Below are 19627 nucleotides of genomic sequence, written 5' to 3' on the forward strand. Positions count from 1 at the left end.
CTAATTCTTGACCACGAGCTTGCGCGGCACATTCGACAGACATTCAACGCCTGTTTCGGTGATCACGATGCTTTCGGTGATTTCCAGCCCCATGGTTTCCAGCCAGAGACCTGTCATGAAATGAAAGGTCATGCCGGGTTGCAACTCGGTGCGGTCGCCGGGGCGCAGGCTCATCGTGCGTTCGCCCCAATCCGGTGGGTAAGACAAACCGATGGAGTAGCCGGTGCGGTTGTCCTTGATAATTCCGTATTTCTTCAGCACGGCAAAGAAGCCATTCGCGATATCTTCGCATGTGTTGCCGGGGCGAGCAGCAGCGAGACCTGCCTCCATCCCTTCGAGCGTGGCTTTTTCGGCATCGAGAAAAGCCTGTGTCGGTTTGCCGAGAAATACGGTGCGCGACAGGGGGCAATGATAGCGCTTGTAGCAGCCAGCGATCTCGAAGAATGTGCCTTCGCCGGTCTTCATCGGCAGATCGTTCCAGGTCAGATGCGGTGCGGAGGCGTCGGGGCCGGAAGGCAGTAACGGAACGATGGCGGGATAATCGCCACCAAAACCGTCAACGCCGCGCGTGCCAGCATCATAGATTTCCGCAACCAGATCGCATTTGCGCATGCCCGGCTCGATTTTGTCGACGATGCGTTGATGCATAGCCTCAACGATCCGACCAGCTTTTCGCATATAGTCGATTTCCGTCGGGCTTTTGACGGCGCGCTGCCAGTTGACCAGTCCTTGCGCATCCTTGAAGCGGGCATTCGGCAGATGTTTCTGCAAGGCGTGATGAGCCGCGGCAGTGTACCAGTAATTATCCAACTCGACGGCAATGGTCTTGGTGCCCCAACCTTTTTCATCCAGTATCGACGCCAGAAGATCCATAGGGTGCCGTTCAAGCGACTGAACATAGTGGTCGGGATAGCCGACGATGTTGTCATGGCCGAGCCATGCAGTGCGTTTCGCGCCATTGCCATCCTGACTGCGGCCATACCAGATCGGTTCCCCTTCCATCGAAAGCACAACGCATTGATGAACATAGAAGGACCAACCGTCATAGCCGGTCAGCCAGTGCATGTTGGATGGGTCGGTGACGATGAGGACGTCGAAGCCAGCCTTCTCCATGGCGCGACGGGTTTTTGCTATCCGCTGATCATACTCCGCGCGGGTGAAGTTGAGTTCCACACTCATCGGCTGGCTCCTGCAGTTTTGGTTGAATCGATTTTCGTGCCTGCATCGCACGCACTGGCGCGCTCTGCCGCAAGGCGAGCGATGGCCGTGTCCTGAACGCCTGTTCCCGTGAGGTCGCAGAAGGTTATGTCTTCTGCCTTCCGCTGGAAGGGAGAAGCAGCGAGAGCGATCTGGCCGAGTTCTGGAAAAACAGTATCCGCAGCGACAATTCCCGCCGCAATCGCATGATGCAATTCACCGAGCCTGCGCGTTTGGGAGAGGCTGTCTGCAATGTAAACGATCGGGCGCCGGAAAAGGGCAGGATCAATCTCGTTCTTGTGTTCAGCATCGGAGCCCATCGCGGTAAGGTGCTGGCCGGGCACAAGCCATTCAGCATTAATGAGCGGCGTTTCCGATGGTGTTGTCGTGACGATAATATCCGCGCCTTCGCAGGCTTGTTGCGCCTCCGCGATTGCGGTTACGGGTATTCCGAGCTTTTCGGTAAAGCTCTGCGCGGCTTGTTGTGCGCTGTCGAAGTTGCGTGCCCAGATCCGCGCCTCGGAGATTGGACGCACGAGCGTCAGCGCTTGAAGCTGCATCCCTGCCTGCATGCCCGCACCGAAAATGGCAGCAACGCGGGCGTCTTCCCGCGCCAGGTGTTTTGCCGCGACAGCACCGGCAGCCGCGGTGCGCACATCGGTCAGATAGCCATTATCCAGCAAGAGCGCCTCGACCAGCCCGGTCTTCGCTGAAAACTGGATCATCAGCCCGTTGGTAGAAGGCAAACCAATGGACGGATTGTTGAAGAAACCGGGGCTCACCTTGATGGCGAAACTGTCAAGCCCAGAAATGTAAGCCGTTTTCACGTCCACTTCGCCCCGTTGGGCGGGGATGTCCAGTCGCAGTATGGGTGGCATGCTGACACCGCCACTGGCGAGCGCCCGAAAAGCATTTTCCACACACGCCACGCTTGCCATGTCGAAGGCAATGATCCGCCGCAGATCGGCTTCGGTGAGAATTCGCATTTCAGCCATCACCCAGCCCTCCGATAGCGGTTTTCGACGATTGCGCGATGCTGTTCAGGGTCGATGTTGCCACCTGAAACAATGACGACAGTCGGTCCCGTTGGCTTGATCCTGCCGCTCAACAAGGCGCCGATACCAACCGCTCCCGCGCCTTCGATAATTTCACCTTCCTGCGTTGCGGCATGCCCGATCCCCGCTGCAATCTCCTCCTCATCGAGCAGGATCACTTGGTCCAATAGCGAGCGGCACATCTCCAAAGTCCAATGATTGTCGAGCCCAATGCCGCCGCCTAAAGAATCTGCAAGTGTCTCCAGTTCCTCGACATTGACCGGCTTACCGGCTTTGAGGCTGGCATCCATGGCTGCACCGCGAGCCATGGAAACGCCGATGATACGGCAATGGGGACGCCGGGCTTTCACAGCCGCGGCGATGCCCGCAGCGAGCCCCCCGCCTGAAAGAGGAATGAGAACAATCTCGGTGTCCGGTTGGCCGTCAATGATTTCGAGGCCGATTGTGCCCTGTCCGGCAATAATGCGCTGATCGTCAAATGGGGGGACGATATTCATTCCGTTTTCGTGGGCCAGACGCACCACCTCGTTCATGGCGTCATCCTGGGATTTTCCGACGATGCGCACATCGGCACCAAGATCGCGGATTGCATCGACCTTGTTGCGCGGCACCAGCGATGAAAGGCAAACGGTGGCGATCAATCCCTGACTGGAAGCAGCATGCGCAAGAGCTCGTCCATGATTGCCGGTGGACGCCGTCACAAGTCCATGTTTGCGGTCATCAGGCGACAGGCTAAGGACGGCGTTGGTCGCGCCGCGCAGTTTGAAGCTGCCGGTGGTCTGCCGATTTTCCAGTTTGAGATAAACCGAAGTACCGGTGAGTTCACTTAGATACTCTGAGCGCGTCAGCGGCGTTTTCACGACGAGACCTTGCAGCCTCTCACGCGCTGCTTCGATATCGTCAAGACCAATCATTTCACGGGCCAATCCGGGCATGGCGCTGCCTCTCATAGCGTCACGGCGACGGGAAATGCCGCGCCAAGTTTTGTTGGGCGCTGCGATGGATGAGTGGACAGAAGGCGCAATAATGCACCACGTGCGAAGCCGTAAGGCCGCATCCTCGTTCCCCATATGTCTGATTTTTGTTCTTGGCTCTATGTGTGAAAGACCATTCTTATCATGTCAATAATTATATTGGATCATTACAATTTTGATCTGTAACGACTTTTCTCTATCGGAGCCTTGTCAGCGGAGCAGGGGCGTGCCAATGAAAACAGGAGTGTTTGCAGATGCTGGATTAAAAGAATGAAAGCCGCCTTGAAGCTGGACGCCGTCGATTTGCGTATTCTCGCAGCCGTTCAGGAGAATGCGCGGATCACCAAGCTCGCATTGGCGGAGAAGGTTGGGCTTTCGGCGACACCTTGCTGGCTGCGACTGCGCAAGCTGGAAGAGGCCGGTGTTGTGACCGGCTATCACGCACGCATCGCCTATCGAAAAATAGCCCCGATTGCTCATGTCATAGTCCAGATTACCCTGGGCAATCATCGACAAAGCGATTTTGACCGGTTCGAGAGAGCCATCCTGGCCTTGCCCGAAATCGTGTCCTGCTGGTCCGTTGGCGGTGGGGTGGACTACTTTCTGATGATCGTGGCGCGCGACATTGATGGTTATCAGCGGCTGATTGACCGTCTTTTAGACCAGAATATCGGCATCGAACGTTACTTCACCTATATCGTGACCAAGCTGGTCAAGGACGAGAAGGCGAGTGCGTCCTTGTCGCTGTTTAAGGATGCAACCGATTAGCCCAAACAGACTGTCCGGCTTTTAAATTTAGTCCATTCCGCATGTGCGCGGAGATGATTTGGTCCGAATCCGGAGCTATCTCGTGACAAACTTCTTCCTGAATTGGGAGAAGAACAATGAATGCCGTTCTGGATCATCCGATACAACATGACGGGCTTGGCAAGCTTCGCGATAAACATCTCTTTCGTGAACTCGCCTATGTCGATGGGCGATGGGTAGCAGGAGAAAAGGCCGAAACTTTCCCTGTTCTCGATCCCGCCACCGGTCAGCGGCTTGCGCGCGTGGCAAGTCTCGGCGAAGTGGAGACGACACTTGCAATTGATGCCGCTGTAAAGGCCTTTCCGGCCTGGCGAGATAAACTGCCGCAGGAACGATCGGCAGTTTTGCGGCGGTGGTTCGAGTTGGTCACGGCACATCGCGAGGACCTCGCATTGCTGATGACGCTGGAGCAGGGCAAGCCACTGGCGGAATCGCGCGGCGAGATCGATTATGGCGCATCTTTCATTGAATGGTTTGCCGAAGAAGCGAAGCGGCTCAATGGTGAAACCATTGCAAGCCATCTGCCCAATGCAGAAATGCTGGTGCGGCGCGAAGCGCTGGGGGTGGTCGTGCTTGTAACTCCGTGGAATTTCCCACATGCCATGATTACCCGCAAGGCGGCAGCGGCCATTGCCGCCGGTTGCCCGGTTGTCGTGCACCCGTCTTCGGAAACGCCGCTCTCCGCACTTGCCCTGGCCGAGCTGGCCGAACGTGCGGGAATACCCGCAGGCATATTCAATGTCGTGACAGGCAAAGCTGCGCCTATCGTTGATGTATTGTGCCGCGATGAGCGTGTTCGGGGGCTGAGCTTCACCGGTTCAACCGAAATCGGCAAGTTGATTGCTACCAAAAGCGCGAACACGATGAAGCGGCTGGTCATGGAGCTTGGCGGCCATGCACCGCTGATTATCTTCGATGATGCTTGTGTCGAGCGGGCCGTCGATGTGGCGATGGCTGCAAAGTTTGCGACGTCCGGTCAGGATTGCCTTGCTGCAAACCGCATCTTTGTCCAACGCGGCATTTTAAAAGATTTCACCGAGGCGTTTGCTACGCGCATCGCTGCGCTAAAGGTCGGTAACGGGCTGGATCCGACATCGGATATAGGCCCTCTGATGCATAGTCGAGCGGTCGCTAAGGTCGAGGAGCATGTTCAGGATGCCAGCCAGCGGGGCGCCGCAATAGTTGTGGGCGGCAATCGGTGCGGAGAAGTTGGACTTTTCTTCGAGCCGACTTTGCTGGTCGACGTGCCGGACGATGCTGCGATCATGCAGGAAGAGACATTCGGACCGGTTGCCGCCGTCGCGGCATTTGACGATGAGGCCGAAGTCATTGAGCGCGCCAATTCCACACAATATGGTCTCGTTGCCTATGTGGTGACGGCAAATGGCGCACGACAACTCCGCATGAGCCGTGCGCTCGAATACGGGATGGTCGCGGTTAACCGTGCGAAGATTACCGGCGCACCGATCCCGTTTGGCGGCTGGAAGCAATCCGGGCTTGGCCGCGAAGGCTCCCATCAGGGCATCGAAGCCTTCACCGAACTCAAATATCTCTGCATCGATACCGCCGCGTGAAAGCGTGGCGACAGGAAAGGAACATACCCATGTTGAACAATAGCAATGAGCTGACCGCCTGGGATCGGGATCATTTCTTTCATCCCTCCACCCATATGGGGATGCATGCGCGAGGTGAAACGCCAACGCGCGTGCTGGAAGGCGGGGAGGGCGTTTACATTGCAGATGTGAACGGTCGCAAAAGTCTGGATGCTTTCGCGGGTCTCTATTGCGTCAATGTTGGTTATGGTCGCACGGAAATAGCGGATGCGATTGCAGAACAGGCGCGCAAGCTTGCCTATTATCACGCCTATGTCGGTCATGGGACCGAAGTGTCCATCACGCTCGCCAAGATGATCATCGACCGCGCACCGGACCATATGAGCCGTGTCTATTTCGGTCTTTCGGGTTCGGATGCGAACGAAACCAACATCAAGCTCATCTGGTACTACAACAATATTCTGGGTCGCCCGGAAAAGAAGAAGATCATTTCCCGTTGGCGCGGCTATCACGGTTCCGGCGTGATGACGGGCAGCATGACTGGTCTTGCGACGTTCCACAACGCATTCGATCTACCGCGCGCGCCGGTATTGCATACTGAATCGCCGTATTATTTCCGCCGTGCGGATCGCTCTATGAGCGAGGAGCAGTTCTCGCAACATTGCGCCGACAAGCTCGAAGAAATGATTCTGGCGGAAGGCCCGGATACAATCGCCGCCTTCATCGGCGAACCTGTTCTGGGGACCGGTGGCATTGTTCCGCCGCCGTCTGGCTATTGGCAGAAGATCCAGGCCGTTCTTGATCGTTATGATATTCTGCTGGTTGCTGACGAAGTGGTCACTGGCTTCGGTCGTCTGGGCAGTATGTTCGGGTCCGACCACTATGGCATGAAGCCCGACCTGATCACTATCGCAAAGGGTTTGACCTCTGCCTATGCGCCCCTTTCCGGTTCGATTGTATCAGAGCGCATGTGGCAGGTATTGGTTCAGGGATCAGACAAGATGGGACCGATCGGCCATGGCTGGACTTATTCTGCCCATCCTATCTGCGCGGCGGCAGGCGTGGCCAATCTCAAACTCATTGACGAATTGAAGCTGGTCGAAAATGCCGGTTCCACAGGCGCTCATTTACGCAAGGCAATGAAGGATGCCCTCGGCGATCACAAGCATGTCGGGGAAATTCGCGGCGAAGGCCTGATGGTCGCAATCGAATTTGTGGAAGATCGTGACGACCGCAGGTTCTTTGATCCGTCACTCAAAATTGGCGCTCAGGTTTCAACAGCGCTCCTGGCCAATGGCGTTATCGGGCGAGCCATGCCGGAAGGCGATATTCTCGGGTTTGCGCCGCCGCTTTGCCTCACGCCTGAGGAAGCGGACAAGATTGTTGCAGCTACGAAAAAAGCTGTCGACACTGTCTTTGCGTGAGTGATGGTACCCGGAGGCAATGCTTCCGGGCTATCCCCGCCAGATGGGCAGGTGCAGTTCAGCGATCAATCCGCCTGATGGATCGTTTTTTAGAAGAATATCGCCTGCATTGGCACGCGCCACGTTGCGGGCGATAGTCAAGCCCAGACCGAAGCCGCCTGAGTCCCGATTTCGGGACTTTTCCGCCCGGTTGAAGGGTTTGAACATTTCTTCGATCTGGTCTGGGGGAATTCCCGGTCCATTGTCCTTCACGCTCATCACGAGCTCTTTATTGTCCTGGCGGAGCGCCAGTTTCGCTTTGCCGCCATAGGCAATGGCGTTGTCAATGAGGTTGGTGATGCTGCGCTGAACAGAGACTGGCTGACAATAAGCTATGGCATCCAGCATGTCAGAATTTCTTTCATCCAGCGTTGCCTCCGGATAGTTATCTGCGATGGAAAGGAGAAGCGACCAGAGATCGACCTTTTCCTTTTGTTCATTGGCCAGTTCTGATGTCGCAAAATCAATGACCGAACGAGAAATCGCTTCTATATCGTTGATATCCTTAGCCAGCGACTTTGAGAGGGCTTCATCTTCAACAAGAGCCAGGCGAAGCCGGATTCGCGTGAGCGGGGTGCGCAGGTCATGCGCAAGGGCAGCGGCAAGTTGCTCGCGTTCAGCCACATAATCGAGAAGCTTCGATTGCATCGTATTCACGGCACGCGCAGCGGCTTTGTATTCCCTGCTTCCGTCTTCGGGCAACGGGGAGCTCTTCAAATCGCCTCCGATCCGGTGTACGGCGCGTTCGAGTACGCGATAAGGTGCTGTAAGACGGCGCGTTGCCCATATTGCGACAAGAATAACGCTGAGCACCACAAGCGCGAAAAGTGGGATGGTTTCGGTCGTGATGATTGGATCAGCCGGAGTGATCCGCGTGGTAAAATTGATCCAGCGCCCGTCGCCGAATTGCAGGGACGTCGTCAGGCTGGCACCCAGATTTGCTGTTGCCGCGAGATCGTTGATCTGCTTTTCGACATCGCCGATATCACTGCTGTCAGTGGTCTGCACAACGGCAGTGTGGGCTCCAAGCGCAAGTTTATCCCTGCGTATGCGGGCATCGACAACGCCAAAGCGTGCGAGACGTGCGACAAGAACATCTTCGAGCTCGGCAAGGTCTTCTTCACTCGCCAGAACGGTTGGAACGTCCGGCTGGGTGGTAATGGTGATGCCCTGGCCCGAACTAGCGAGGCGGGAAGCAAGATTGTTCCAGTCGCTGACCGGGGTGGTGTTGAGAAGCTTGACGAGCGATGTCGCTCTTTCGCTGAGCCGGAAGAGTTCCAACGCATTGTTGGCGTCCTTGCGGTCCTGCGAGACAATCCAGAGTGTTGCGATCTGAGTAATCAGGAGGCCGCTGATCAGAATAGTGAGCAGCCAGCTCGGTAAGGAGCGCGGAAACGGAAATCTCATTCCATCTCGACCTCGTGGCCAAACTGATAGCCGCCACCACGAATAGTAAGGATCATTTTCGGGGAACGGGAATCGTCGTTCAGCTTGCGCCTCAACCGGCTGATGAGGATATCGACACTACGATCATAGCCATACACCGCCTGATTGCCGGCCATTTCCATCAACTGATCGCGGCTGAGTATGTGCTGCGAGCTTTTGACGAAGGCTTCGAGGAGATTGAACTCGGCAGTCGTAAGCTCGACACGCACGTCTGACGGCGACGTGAGCCGCCTGCGTGCGCAGTCGAGCGTCCAGCCCGCAAAGCGATAGCTATGCGTCACGGGGCGACTGGGAGCACGGTTGTTTTCCAGGCGCCTGAGCACGGCACGGATACGGGCCAGAAGCTCGCGCGGATCGAATGGTTTGGCCAGATAATCGTCGGCGCCGATTTCCAGGCCGAGTATCTTGTCGGCAGAATCGGCAATTGCCGTCAGCATAATGATCGGCACGCGCGAATGGCGGCGGATATCCTGGCAGATCTCAATGCCGCTTTTGCCGGGAAGCATAACATCGAGAATAAGCAGATCAACCGCCGTCCGGCTCATCACGTCCTGCATTTCTTCGCCGCTATGGGCAATTGAAACGCGCATGCCGCGCCGTTTGAGAAACTCATGCAGAAGGTCACATATGTCCTTATCGTCATCGACAATCAGAACGTGGGCGTCTTCTTTCAATTTGCAGTATCCGTAATTGCCTGTGGTTGCGAGATAGTAGCGCTGGAATTGCGTCGATAAAAAGCCGCGGCAATGGTTTTCAACCAGCAATTGGATGACGCTACAATTGAGAAACAAATTGCAACAGATGCGAAAAACAAGGGCAAACAAGCCGTGTCATAACGGTACCGCTGAAGAAACTGAAGTCCAATGAAAGATTGAATTCGTATGTTCAGATCGGTTCTTATATCGAAAACAGCAGCGAAAGCGTTTCTTTCAACACTTTGTCTTGCGGGTCTGCTGTCCTTCCCGCTTCCCAACGGAGCAATGGCAGCTCAACTCGTAACACGCAGCGAACGGTGTGACAGGCTTCAGCATCAACTGCAAACCGCGCTTTCCGGCCGCCCCGAAACCCGGCAGGCCCGTCAGGCAGAGACCTTGCAGAAGAGAGGGATGAAATTCTGCGCAAGCAGAAGAGAGGCGCAAGGCTTGCGAGCTTACGCCGAAGCCCTCAAGCTTCTAGGGGTCAAACCTGACATTGCCGATACAGGCGGACAGGAAAGGGCCTTACCTCCGGCGGGGAAGACCCCGAACGGAAAACCCAATTGAGGAACTGGAAAATGAAGAAGTCCCTTATTTCTGCTCTTGGTGTGGCCGCTGTTCTGGGCCTGTCCGCTCCCGTCCTGACCGCAAGTGCTGCTAACGCAGCCCCGGCTGCTGCAACGCACACGACGGCGGCCAAGCATCATGCAAAGAAGACTGCTCACAAGAAGCATCACACCGCTAAGAAGTCGCACAAGAAGGCCGCTCCGGCCAAGAAGTACTAAGCTTTCCGCTTTGTGCGATAATCGACGGCTCCCTCGCAGTCGGTTTTTGCCACCAAAGGCCGTTGCTTGTCGGACATGAAATGTCCGATTTGCAGCGGCCTTTTCTTTTATGCGCCGAGAGGGTGGGCTTGCCGAAACTGGCCCGACCACCATATTTCTGCTTGTGCATTGGGAGCTGTGGCTTTGACGACGATTGTTTTAAAGCGTATTTACGATGCTCCTTCGCCGGACGATGGCTATCGTGTCCTTGTGGATCGGGTTTGGCCGCGTGGCATGACGAAGGAAAAGGCAGATATAGATTTATGGGCCAAGGATATTGCTCCGTCAGCCGAACTTCGCAAATGGTTCTGCCACGATCCGGCGAAATGGAACGATTTTCAGAAAAAGTATCGTGAAGAGCTTGAAAACAACAGGCCCGCACTGAAAGAGCTGATCGTCCGGGCTGGGGAGAAAGGCGGCCGTCTGACGCTGTTGTATGGAGCGAAAGACGAGGAGCACAATCAGGCTGTGGTTCTGCATGCGTTCATGCAGTCGTTGTAAGCTGTCTGACGGAAATGCATGTCAATCTCGGCCATATTCTGGAGCTCCAAGCGGGAATAGATGGCGGAATGGCCGTGCTTCGTCCAGAGCGCGGGCATAGCTCGGACGCGCAAGCAGACGTCTGCGGTAGGCCCATACATTGGTGAATTCCTTGTCTATGGCATATGTCCAATCTGCGTAGAGCAGGGAAGGAGCCGCGGCACAGTCAGCCAGACTGAACGCATCACCGGAAACCCACTCACGTCCCGCCATATGCCGATCAAGAAAGGCATAGGCCGTATCGAACATCGCTCGCCAGCGATCCCCGCCGTCGTCATGTTCTCGGCCGAGCGCAATATAGACAAGCCGCTGCTGTGGGTAATTTATGTAGTTATCGAAGAAGCGATCCCACATGCGCACATCGGCGCTGACAAGCGGGTCCGACGGGATCAAGCGTCTGGAATGGGGATAGGCCGCTTCGAGGTATTCAATTATTCCCGTTGCTTCGAAGACCAGTTTTCCATTGTGCGTCAGGATGGGAAACTTGCCAAAAGGCCAAAGCGCGGCGAACTCGCTTGCGATCGGTTCGGTGCCGTCCAGCGTTCGAGCTTCGAAGGCTATGTCCTTTTCATAGAAGGCCGCTATGGCCTTCTGACAATAAGACGAGAAAGGATGCATGTAGAGTTTTAGCGACATCTTGGTCCTCCGTGCCGATGCAGATAAACCTCAATCGCCGTTGCTGCGATAATCCGCTCGATTGATGCCATGGCGCTGCATCTTATCGTAAAAAGTCTTTCTTGGAATACCAAGTGCCTCAATGGTTTCCTGTACATTGCCGTTATGCGCGGCAAGCGTTTCGCGAATTATCGTTTCTTCATAGCGCTCCAGCCGTTTGGGAAGCGGCTCCTGATCGCTGATCGCCGGAGCCAGAAAATGGTCCGGTTTTGCAACGCCAAGGGCTATGCGGTCGGCAAAATGGGCGAGTTCGCGGACGTTTCCCGGCCAGTCGTGGCTCATAAGATAGCGCTGCACAGATGCGTCGATTACAGGCACATCGCGGTTGAAGCGTTTTGCAGCGCGCGACAGGAAATGCGCGAACAGCAACGGAATATCCGGTCGCCTTTCCCTCAGCGGCGGAATGGAAAGGGTGACGACATTCAACCTGTAATAAAGGTCTTCACGGAAGTCGCCTCTCTGGGCAGGGTCTGCCAGATCGATTTTTGCCGCCGCCACGACGCGAAGGTCGACCGGGCGAACTTCGTTTGTACCGAGAGGAGCGATTTCCCGCATCTCAAGGACACGCAGCATTTTTACCTGTGTTGCAGCAGGCATGCTTTCAATTTCATCCAGAAACAGCGTGCCTCCGCTTGCATGTTCAATCCGTCCCAGCCGCTTTTTCTGCGCCCCGGTGAAGGCGCCCGCCTCATGGCCGAACAACTCGCTTTCAATCACCGTTTCGGGCAAGGCGCCGCAGTTGAGCGCAACGAAATTTCCTTTGCGGCGACGGCTCCAATTGTGCAGCAATTGTGCGACAACCTCCTTGCCGCTACCCGTTTCGCCAGCCACGAGCACATCCACATCGGTATCGGCTATATCTCGCAAGGTACGGCGCAAGTGTTCCATCGCGGGCGTCTGGCCGATCAGGGGCAAATCGCCTTCCACATTTTGCGCAGATTCGCGCAATGCGCGGTTTTCAAGGACCAACTGACGCTTTTCCCAAGCGCGGCGGATGCTGTGCACCAGCCTGTCAGTTGCGAACGGCTTGGCAATGAAATCATAAGCGCCTTCCTGGATGGCCTGCACGGCCATCGGAATATCACCGTGACCAGTGATCAGGATGACGGGCAGTTCGGCGTCAATCGCCTTTATCCGCGCGAAGAGCTGAAGACCATCGATTTGCGGCATGCGCACATCCGTGACGACGACGCCGTCGTAAGCAGACGTAACCCTATTCAGGGTTTCCAGTGCGTTCGGAAAATCTGCAACACCGAAACCGGCAAGCTCGAGCGTCTGCCGGGTGGCGCGCCGCAGCGCCCTGTCGTCATCGACCAGAATAACGGAGGGGGATTTATCCATCATGCTTTTCTCAATTCGATGCGGAAAATCGTGCCGGCTGGGCTGCTTTCGGCGGAAATCGCCCCGCCATAGTCGGTGACGATTTCCTTGACGATCACAAGGCCAAGGCCGAGTCCTTTTTCCTTCGAGGTATTAAAAGGGGAAAACAGATTGTCGCGAATGTGCTGCGGCATGCCTGATCCGTTATCGGAGACGGTGACGATGACTTTGTCGTTCTCCACAAAAGTTCGGACTTCTATTCGACCGTCATTTTCTTTTGTATCAACTGCTTCCAGTGCATTCTGAAACAGATTTATGAAGACCTGTTCGAGTCTGATGGAATGCCCGATGACGCGAAGTTCGGACGGCGGTAAAGCAACGTCGAGCTGGTCCATCCGTCCGGAAAAACGGCTGCGCAACAGTACAAGAGCTCCTGAAATAACCTTGCTGAGCGAGGTTGGCTCGGAAGGAGAGCGTCCCTTTCTCGCAAGCGCTTTTAGATCACCTGTAATTGTGCCGATGCGATCTGTCAGTGCCGCGATTTCGCTGAGGTTTTCAATCGCATCCGAAAGCCGCTGACGTTCAATGAAGGTTTTCGCGTTGTCTGCATAAGCGCGAATGGTTGCAACCGGTTGATTGATTTCATGCGCCACGCCTGCCGCGACCTGGCCCATGATAGCGAGGCGATTGGCATGAACAAGATCTTGCTGCACGCCTTGCAGCATCGTTTCGGTGCGGCGGTGGTCGCTGATCTCGGCTTGCAGCCTGTCCCGCGCCAAACTGAGGTCGCGGGTGCGTTCCTTCACACGCTCTTCAAGTTCCATCCGTGTGCGTCGGGCGTCGACAATGCGGGCCGCGAGCTTCTGTCGGCGCCGCAGGAGCAGCCCGGCAAAGCTTGCGATCGCTGCCAGAACGATAAAGGCGAACAGCCGGGCTTCTCGGACCGAGGCAGGAATTTGCGGACGAATTGGTGCGAGACTGTACATTTGCCAGGGAGTGGAGGGCACGGTAGAGCGGATTGCGAGAAAATCGGTATTGCGGGCACGCCCCGGCAATAATGCGTCGATCAGCAGAAAATCGCCGCTTTCAAACGATGTGGCCGAGAGCGGCAACGGTTTCAACGGCGCGTCTCCAAACTGCAGGCTGTCGCGGATGGACTGAATCCGTTCCTGGTCCATCGACCCAATAGTCATGAACCGCCACGACGGCAGGCTCGTAATCAGCACTATGTTGCGTTCGTCCGTTACGAAGGTCGGACGGCCGGTATCGTTCCAGTCGCTTTCGAGACGGTCGAATTCCAGTTTCACGACGATGACGCCGAGCGGACCATTTGGGCCGTCAATGCGACGCGAAATGTAGAGGCCAGGGCGATTGCTGGTATTGCCCAGCGCGAAATACTCGGTGTCCCTGTTTTTCAATGCGTCGTGAAAATAGGGGCGGAAATTATAGTCGTTGCCAACGAAGCTATCCGGCTCGCGCCAGTTGCTTGCGGCAACGGCGACGCCATCCATGCCAACAAGATAGATCACCGCTGCTTGTGTGCCACGCGCCAGCGTCTCCAGTTTTTCGTTCAGGGGACTGATCGTTGCCGCCGTTTTGTCTTGCAATGCGACTTCCAGAGCCTTGTCCTTTGACAGAACCAGAGGCAAGGCGCGCTGCTTTTCGAGAACTGCACGCAGCAATGCCGTATTGAGGTTGGCGTCGATCCGGGCCTGCTCGCTTAATGCCAGCATGGCTTTGTCGCGCGCCAGGTCGCCCACGATCCAGAAAGCGAGTGAGAAAATCACAGCCCAAAACAATCCAAACAGCGCCCATGTACGGTTGGAGTTTGCGGGTTGTGACAAAATACCGGCGGACGAAGGGGGCGAGTTCATTATCGCAATGTGCAATATTTCAGACAACTGATAAACAGAAATGTGCGGATAATCGCACTTTTCATGCGGGCTATTTACTGAGTGGCATTTTTAGTCTCACTAAAACAAAGGGTTAGGGGCTGCCCGCAAACTGGCACGGACATTGCAATCAGCTCAGCAGCGGTTCTGATCGCTGAAACTTGAGACTGAATGGCTCGGGAGGTTGGACCTAGGTCCAGACTGGGCCGAACGGAGGACGTCATGATTGCAGTACCGACGGGCACCGCGGCTTCGCCGCGCGGTCCCATCCCCTTTTACAAGCATCTTTATGTACAGGTTTTGGCGGCTATTGCTGCCGGTATTCTCCTTGGGCATTTTTATCCCGAACTGGGCACACAGCTGAAACCGCTTGGCGATGCGTTCATCAAGCTCGTGAAAATGATCATCGCACCGGTTATCTTCCTAACCGTTGCAACCGGCATCGCCGGTATGACCGACATGAAGAAGGTCGGTCGTGTTGCCGGTAAGGCGATGATCTACTTCCTGACATTCTCGACATTCGCCCTGATTGTCGGGCTTGTCGTTGCCAACCTTGTGCAGCCGGGTTCGGGCATGCATATCGACCCGGCTTCGCTCGATCCAAAGGCCGTTGCCAATTATGCGGCCAAGGCGCACGAACAGACCATTACGGGCTTCCTGAGCAACATAATTCCGACGACAATTGTCGGCGCATTCGCTGATGGCGACATTCTGCAAGTGCTGTTCTTCTCGGTTTTGTTCGGTATCGCATTGGCTCTGGTCGGAGACAAGGGCAAGCCGGTTACCGATTTCCTTCATGTCTTGACCGCGCCGGTTTTCAAACTGGTTGCGATACTGATGAAGGCCGCGCCAATCGGTGCTTTTGGCGCAATGGCGTTCACCATAGGCAAATATGGCATCGGTTCGATTGCTAATCTCGCGCTGTTGATCGGTACATTCTATCTCACGTCCGTCTTGTTCGTGCTTGTCGTTCTGGGAGCGGTCGCCCGCTACAATGGTTTCTCAATCCTCGCGCTCATTCGCTACATCAAGGAAGAACTGCTTCTGGTTCTGGGCACTTCTTCATCTGAAGCGGCGCTCCCGGCGCTGATGGACAAGATGGAAAAGGCCGGCTGCAAGCGTTCGGTCGTGGGGCTGGTCATTCCGACCGGCTATTCGTTCAATCTGGATGGCACCAATATCTACATGACATTGGCGGCGCTTTTCATTGCGCAGGCGACGGATATTCCACTGTCTCTGGGCGATCAGATTTTGCTGCTGCTGGTGGCCATGCTGAGCTCCAAGGGGGCGGCCGGTATTACAGGCGCGGGGTTCATTACACTGGCGGCGACTTTGTCCGTCGTTCCCGCGGTTCCCGTTGCAGGCATGGCCCTGATCCTCGGCATCGATCGCTTCATGTCGGAATGCCGGGCGCTGACAAACCTCGTCGGCAACGCAGTGGCAACCATTGTAGTGGCGCGTTGGGAAAATGAGCTCGATGCGGACAAGCTGGCCGCAGCGATGAACGGAGCGCCTCTCGTCACAGACGTTGCTCCGCAGCTGGAACCCGCCGAATAATAGTGATGACTTGAAAAGAAACGGCCCGCTTGTCGCGGGCCATTTCGTATTCATCGTTCGACAGGTTTGCCCTGTGTGATCAGCCGGGCGCTATGCTGGCCGGAAATATAGGTCCACAGCCAGCTCCACGCGACGGCGGCACGACTTCTCGTGCCAATGAGAAAAAAGATGTGCGCGATGCCCCAGAACCACCAGGCGATGATGCCTTTCAGCTTGAAGCGGCCCATATCGACCACAGCAGCGCCTCTGCCAATGGTGGCGAGATTGCCCTGATGCTTGTAACGGAACGGCATGGGCGGCGTTTGTCCTTCGATACGGCTTTTTATGACTGTAGCAACATAGGCGCCTTGCTGTTTGGCGGCAGGCGCTATGCCAGGAACCGGCTTGCCGTCCGGTCCCTCAACCCAAGCCGTATCGCCGATGACGAAGATATCTTCATGGCCGGGAACGTTAAGGTTGGACAGAACCTTCACGCGGCCTGCGCGATCGCTCTCAGCGCCAAGCCACGTCGCAGCTGGGGAAGCGGCGACGCCTGCCGCCCAGATTGCCGTACGACATGGAACGAACTCCTCGCCGACTGTAACGCCCTCGGCTGTTATATCCTTAACCGGAATCCCGAGCCGCACTTCCACCCCCAGTTTTTCCAGCGCCTTCAATGCATAATTGGACAGATCCTCAGGAAAGGCTGCCAGAATGCGCGGCCCCGCTTCAAGCAGCATGACGCGCGTTTGCCGCGTGTCGATATTACGGAATTCTGGCCATATAGTTTGCTTGGCAAGCTCTGCGATAATGCCTGCAAGTTCCACGCCGGTCGGCCCGCCACCAACGATTGCAAATGTCAGCAGCGCCTTCCGTTTTGCCTCATCGGATTCGCGTTCGGCCCGCTCAAAAGCTAAAAGCAGGCGGCGGCGAATGGTGGTTGCATCCTCAAGCGCCTTCAGTCCCGGTGCCAGCGCTTCCCATTGGTCATTGCCAAAATAGGCATGGCGCGCTCCTGTGGCGAGTACAAGCATGTCGTATGAAATTTCCGTGCCGTTTTCCAGCTGCACCTGATGGCGTTCGGTATCAACATCCGTAACCGTTCCCAGCAACGTCGTCACTTCCTTGCGGTCGCGAAACAGGTGGCGGATCGGCCAGGCGATCTCTGACGTAGCGAGGATAGTTGTTGCAACCTGATACAAAAGCGGCTGGAAAAGATGATGATTGCGCTGATCAATCAGCGTTATCCTGATATCGACGTTTTTGAGGTCGTGGATCAGTTGCAATCCGCCAAAACCGGCACCGACGACAATAAGATGGGGGACGCGCTTTTCGCTCATTATTTTGGCCTGCTTTCGTCTAAAAATGGAAAATGATAGTTACAACGCGGTTAAGATCTATTTAAATATATTTATGCCTGCGTCCCATGTGTTAAAGGCATTGCGTAATTAATTTTGCAGTCATTTCTTTGAAGGTTCGCGTTTTATACCATCAGAATGATGAGAGCGCCAGCAACTCGCCCCGCACGTTATCGGCATTGCCGTTTTTAAGCTGCTTCTCAATTTCCGAATGCGTTGCCTCCCATATTGGTACGGCTGCCGCAAGAGCAGCTTTTCCTTCCGCTGTAAGTTGCAACAACCGCTCACGCCTGTCGTCGGGGTTTACGACGATTTCCACCCAGCCTTGCCGCCGCAACGGCTTCAGCGCTGCTGTCAGCGTTGTCTGATCCATCGCCAGAAGCTCCGCAACCGGCTTCATTGGCGGAGGCGCCGGACGATTGAGCGACATCATCAAGGAGAACTGACCGTTTGTTAGCCCCACTGGACGCAGGGCATCGTCAAAGCGGCGGGCGAGGGCGCGGGCGGCGCGCTGAACATGCAAGCAAAGGCAGGTATCTCGAACCAGAATCGTTGTTGCAAATGGTACATCGTGGCTATTTGACATGGCTTATTAATATTGATATCAATGTAAATCGTCAAGCTAGAAGATTGAAATCGACGGGCGGGAGCAAAAGCCGGAGGAGGGCTTGCACCATGAATGAGGTCGTATCCCGAGAAGTCTGGCTGGACGCGCGGCGCGCGCTTCTGGCAAGCGAGAAAGAAGCCACGCATCTGCGCGACAAGGTTAATCGAGAGCGGCAAGCCCTGCCGTGGGTGAAGGTCGACAAGGATTACATGTTCGATACGCCTTCGGGGCGGAAAAACCTTTCCGATCTGTTCGATGGGCGCAGCCAGTTGCTGATCTACCATTTCATGTTCGGACCTGATTGGGATCAAGGCTGCACGGGATGCTCGTTCCTTGCGGACAATTTTGACGGCGCGGTGACGCATCTCAACAATCACGATGTCACGCTTGTTGCAGTTTCGCGCGGACCGCTGGCAAAACTTGAAGCCTACAAGAAGCGGATGGGATGGCATTTTCCGTGGGTTTCGTCTGAAGGCAGCGATTTCAATTTCGATTATCATGTTTCCTTCACGAAGGACGAACTCGAAAACAATCAGGTGTTCTATAATTTCGACAAGCTTCCTGCGAAAGATGCCTTCGATGAACTGCCCGGGATGAGCGCTTTCTACAAAGACGAAAACGGCACGATCTATCACACCTATTCCAGCTATGCCCGTGGCATCGAGGAGTGGATAGGCACTCTGATGATCCTCGACCGTGCCCCCAAGGGCCGCAACGAAAACGGGACCATGCATTTCGTCAAACGGCATGATGAATACGAAACAAAGGCCTCCAAACATAGCTGCTGCGGCTGATCGTCCGAACGCAAGATAATCCGAGGGAGTACATTCAATGAAACAGGGCTCATCTCCGTTCGTCTGGTACGAACTTATGACGACCGATACGGACAATGCGCAGGATTTTTATACAAAAGTCGTCGGCTGGGCCGCGAAGGACGCCGGCGTTCCCGGCATGAAATATACGTTGTTTGAGGTACCCGGATGCATGATCGCGGGCATGATGTCGATTGCGGACATGCCGAAGGAGGATTGCGGAGGCCAACCGGGATGGCTCGGTTATGTCGGTGTTGGGAATGCCGACGACTACGCCCGAAAAGTTGAAGCGGAAGGCGGGAAGGTTCTCAGAGCACCGCAGGATATCCCGAATATCGGGCGGTTTGCTATCGTGTCCGACCCGCAAGGCGGTGTCTTTGCGCTTTTCGAGCCGATGGGCGACATGCCGGCTCCAGCTGACTTCGGTTCGCGCAAACCGGGACATCCAGGATGGCACGAACTCCATGCGAAGGACTGCGAGACGGTATTTCCTTTCTATGAGAAGGTGTTTGGCTGGAAACTCTCGCGCAATTTCGACATGGGGCCTATGGGCAATTACAAGATATTCAGCGTCGACGGCGCCGATCACGGCGGCATCATGACCGCACCTCCCGGCACACCGGTCGGCTGGGGTTTCTACTTCATGGTGGAAGGGATCAAGGATGCAGCCAGCAGGGTCAAGTCTCTTGGCGGAACCGTCCTGCAAGAACCGATGGAAGTGCCGAACGGCGAATGGGTTGTTCAATGCAGGGACCCGCAAGGCGTGAGCATCTCGCTCGTCGCGTCGAAACCGTAGAAATACTGCACTCCGCGATTGACTGCCGATACATTTACGATGATTGGATGCTACATCGAAACCTATCGGCGGAAGAT

The 19627-nt window shown here is 55.6% G+C and carries 18 protein-coding genes; 8 read left to right on the forward strand and 10 right to left on the reverse strand.

All coding sequences use genetic code 11. The features are described from left to right. From doeA to eutB, 3 genes are read right to left on the reverse strand one after another with little or no spacing between them, the layout of a single operon-like run. Positions 1-1179, reverse strand: a complete 1179-nt coding sequence (gene doeA, locus F9K78_RS14225) for an ectoine hydrolase DoeA (RefSeq protein ID WP_121985112.1) — start codon at positions 1177-1179, stop codon at positions 1-3. Beyond that, entirely contained in the window at positions 1176-2192 is a 1017-nt protein-coding gene (locus F9K78_RS14230) for a cyclodeaminase (RefSeq protein ID WP_121985111.1), read from the reverse strand. Before F9K78_RS14230 ends, doeA begins: the two co-directional genes overlap by 4 nt. After that, positions 2192-3166 carry a hydroxyectoine utilization dehydratase EutB gene (gene eutB, locus F9K78_RS14235; RefSeq protein WP_121985241.1) on the reverse strand — a complete coding sequence of 325 codons (975 nt, stop codon included), beginning with the start codon at positions 3164-3166 and terminating at the stop codon, positions 2192-2194. Before eutB ends, F9K78_RS14230 begins: the two co-directional genes overlap by 1 nt. A gap of 342 nt (positions 3167-3508) precedes the next feature. Between eutB and F9K78_RS14240 the strand changes: the two genes are divergently transcribed. The 3 genes from F9K78_RS14240 to F9K78_RS14250 all read left to right on the forward strand — a co-directional run bounded on the left by F9K78_RS14240 (position 3509) and on the right by F9K78_RS14250 (position 7010). Then, positions 3509-3994, forward strand: coding sequence for an Lrp/AsnC family transcriptional regulator (locus tag F9K78_RS14240; protein WP_174813425.1), 486 nt, complete (start codon positions 3509-3511; stop codon positions 3992-3994). 116 nt (positions 3995-4110) lie between these two features. Beyond that, positions 4111-5607, forward strand: coding sequence for an NAD-dependent succinate-semialdehyde dehydrogenase (locus tag F9K78_RS14245; RefSeq protein ID WP_121985109.1), 1497 nt, complete (start codon positions 4111-4113; stop codon positions 5605-5607). Positions 5608-5636: 29 nt separating this feature from the next. After that, positions 5637-7010, forward strand: a complete 1374-nt coding sequence (locus F9K78_RS14250) for an aspartate aminotransferase family protein (RefSeq protein ID WP_121985108.1) — start codon at positions 5637-5639, stop codon at positions 7008-7010. Between the two features lie 30 nt (positions 7011-7040). On the opposite strand, the gene F9K78_RS14255 is transcribed toward F9K78_RS14250, so the two are convergent. Together F9K78_RS14255 and F9K78_RS14260 are read right to left on the reverse strand one after the other, a co-directional pair. Next, complete coding sequence (locus tag F9K78_RS14255) at positions 7041-8456, reverse strand: ATP-binding protein (RefSeq protein WP_121985107.1); 1416 nt, start codon at positions 8454-8456, stop codon at positions 7041-7043. Continuing rightward, complete coding sequence (locus tag F9K78_RS14260) at positions 8453-9169, reverse strand: response regulator (protein ID WP_121985239.1); 717 nt, start codon at positions 9167-9169, stop codon at positions 8453-8455. The genes F9K78_RS14255 and F9K78_RS14260 overlap by 4 nt, the downstream gene beginning before the upstream one ends. A 599-nt stretch (positions 9170-9768) precedes the next feature. Here F9K78_RS14260 and F9K78_RS14275 point away from each other — a divergent pair. Together F9K78_RS14275 and F9K78_RS14280 are read left to right on the forward strand one after the other, a co-directional pair. Further along, a complete protein-coding gene (locus F9K78_RS14275) occupies positions 9769-9975 on the forward strand; it encodes a hypothetical protein (protein ID WP_121985240.1) in 207 nt (68 codons plus the stop codon). A 183-nt stretch (positions 9976-10158) separates the two neighbouring features. After that, positions 10159-10515 carry a DUF488 domain-containing protein gene (locus F9K78_RS14280; protein WP_122066552.1) on the forward strand — a complete coding sequence of 119 codons (357 nt, stop codon included), beginning with the start codon at positions 10159-10161 and terminating at the stop codon, positions 10513-10515. Between the two features lie 21 nt (positions 10516-10536). On the opposite strand, the gene F9K78_RS14285 is transcribed toward F9K78_RS14280, so the two are convergent. Genes F9K78_RS14285 through F9K78_RS14295 form a run of 3 tightly spaced genes read right to left on the reverse strand, consistent with a single transcriptional unit; the run spans position 10537 to position 14438 of the window. Further along, positions 10537-11190 (reverse strand): glutathione S-transferase family protein, encoded by a 654-nt coding sequence (locus tag F9K78_RS14285; RefSeq protein WP_121985104.1) that lies wholly within the window; start codon positions 11188-11190, stop codon positions 10537-10539. A gap of 30 nt (positions 11191-11220) precedes the next feature. Continuing rightward, the gene (locus F9K78_RS14290) at positions 11221-12570 is read right to left on the reverse strand and encodes a sigma-54-dependent transcriptional regulator (protein WP_121985238.1); all 1350 of its coding nucleotides are present in this window, start codon (positions 12568-12570) and stop codon (positions 11221-11223) included. Next, positions 12570-14438 (reverse strand): sensor histidine kinase, encoded by a 1869-nt coding sequence (locus tag F9K78_RS14295; protein WP_376903353.1) that lies wholly within the window; start codon positions 14436-14438, stop codon positions 12570-12572. Before F9K78_RS14295 ends, F9K78_RS14290 begins: the two co-directional genes overlap by 1 nt. 225 nt (positions 14439-14663) lie before the next feature. On the opposite strand from F9K78_RS14295, the gene F9K78_RS14300 reads away from it, so the two are divergent. Continuing rightward, entirely contained in the window at positions 14664-15998 is a 1335-nt protein-coding gene (locus F9K78_RS14300) for a dicarboxylate/amino acid:cation symporter (protein WP_121985102.1), read from the forward strand. A gap of 50 nt (positions 15999-16048) precedes the next feature. On the opposite strand, the gene F9K78_RS14305 is transcribed toward F9K78_RS14300, so the two are convergent. Both F9K78_RS14305 and F9K78_RS14310 read right to left on the reverse strand, forming a co-directional pair. Next, positions 16049-17317: an NAD(P)/FAD-dependent oxidoreductase gene (locus F9K78_RS14305; RefSeq protein WP_121985101.1), complete on the reverse strand. Its 1269-nt coding sequence runs from the start codon at positions 17315-17317 to the stop codon at positions 16049-16051. Positions 17318-17468: 151 nt separating this feature from the next. Beyond that, positions 17469-17921 (reverse strand): MarR family winged helix-turn-helix transcriptional regulator, encoded by a 453-nt coding sequence (locus F9K78_RS14310; protein ID WP_121985100.1) that lies wholly within the window; start codon positions 17919-17921, stop codon positions 17469-17471. Between the two features lie 89 nt (positions 17922-18010). On the opposite strand from F9K78_RS14310, the gene F9K78_RS14315 reads away from it, so the two are divergent. Together F9K78_RS14315 and F9K78_RS14320 are read left to right on the forward strand one after the other, a co-directional pair. Then, positions 18011-18736: a DUF899 domain-containing protein gene (locus tag F9K78_RS14315; protein WP_121981574.1), complete on the forward strand. Its 726-nt coding sequence runs from the start codon at positions 18011-18013 to the stop codon at positions 18734-18736. Between the two features lie 37 nt (positions 18737-18773). After that, positions 18774-19550, forward strand: a complete 777-nt coding sequence (locus F9K78_RS14320; RefSeq protein WP_121985099.1) for a VOC family protein — start codon at positions 18774-18776, stop codon at positions 19548-19550. Positions 19551-19627 lie beyond the last annotated feature (77 nt).

Source organism: Brucella pseudintermedia, from assembly GCF_008932435.1.
GTDB classification, from domain to species: Bacteria; Pseudomonadota; Alphaproteobacteria; order Rhizobiales; family Rhizobiaceae; genus Brucella; species Brucella pseudintermedia.